The sequence below is a fragment of the Verrucosispora sp. SN26_14.1 genome, from assembly GCF_004307965.1.
GTDB lineage: Bacteria > Actinomycetota > Actinomycetes > Mycobacteriales > Micromonosporaceae > Micromonospora.
This window is the reverse complement of the sequence record NZ_SISL01000828.1, coordinates 1-1,045: the sequence shown is the minus strand read 5'-3', so window position 1 is coordinate 1,045 and position 1,045 is coordinate 1. Positions and strand designations below refer to the sequence as shown.

Genomic DNA, 1,045 nt, shown 5'->3' with positions numbered 1-1,045 from the left:
AGATGTGTATACCAGACAGCGCCCCGGTTGGCCGACCAGGTGGACCGGCTCCGCGCCGACGGGCTCACCGCCGCCGTGGAGATCTGTCCCACCACCCCGGCGGTGTCCGACCCGGCGTACGCCGCCGACCTGATCATCGGTGCCACCAGCGCGGCCACCGAACCGCTCGACGTCGACCGGCTGCGCCCCGGCACGATCGTGGTGGACGACTCCTTCCCGCACGCGCTGGATCCCGCCCGGGCGCTGGCCCGGATGCGGCGGGACCGCGACGTGCTGGTGGTCGGCGGCGGGCTGCTGCACGTCGGACCGACCAGCCGTACGGTGCCGGTGGACCTGCCGTCGGCGGCGGTCGCCGGTCACGCGGCGGCGCTCGGGTTGCCCGGCACCATCGCCTCCTGCCAGGTGGAGTCGCTGTTGCGGGCCGCTACACCCGCCCTGCCGCTGGTGCACGGCCTGGTGGACGACTCGACGGCGGCGGCGTACGCGGTGGCACTGACCGAGGCGGGGGTCACCGCCGGGCCGCTGCACCTGCTGCGTCACCGCGTCGAGTCGGACCTCCCGGCGGCGCTGCCGGAGGTGCCGACGACCTGAGGCACGCGCTGCTCCGGCTGCCGCACCGCCGGCCGGGAGCTGCGGTTCTCGTGCAGCGCGAGCAGGACCACCGAGGCCAGCACCAGCGCCAGGCCGACCCACTGGCTGGTGCCGAGTCGACCGTCGAGCAGGGTGAGCCCGACCAGGGCTGCGGTCAGCGGGAAGGCCAGTTCGGCGAGGGTCGCGTTGGACGCGGGCGTCCGACGCAGGGCGTGGTAGTACAGCGTCAGGGCGAGCAGGCCGGGGATGGCGGCGAGCAGCACCAGCCGGGGCACCAGCTCGATCGGCACGCCGACCGGGGTGCCGGTGGCCGCCGCGAAGGTGGTCAGCGTGACCAGGCCGACGCTGAACCGCAGCGTGGTGACGTGGAGGAAGGACAGTTCGGCGCTGACCATCCGGCCGAGGACCGTCCCGGCCGCCCAGAGCGCCGCCGCGCCGAGGGCGAGTGCCGCCG

At 75.2% G+C, this 1,045-nt stretch carries 2 protein-coding genes; one reads left to right on the top strand and one right to left on the bottom strand.

Annotated features, from left to right (window positions below; translation table 11 throughout):
• Positions 1 to 591 (top strand): hypothetical protein (locus tag EYA84_RS32245; protein WP_236146087.1); only part of this gene is annotated, 591 nt, incomplete at its 5' end.
• Here the strand turns inward: EYA84_RS32245 and EYA84_RS32240 are convergent.
• The coding region (locus EYA84_RS32240) for a DMT family transporter (protein WP_131057900.1) at positions 537 to 1,045 on the bottom strand (509 nt) is incomplete at its 5' end. The genes EYA84_RS32245 and EYA84_RS32240 overlap by 55 nt on opposite strands.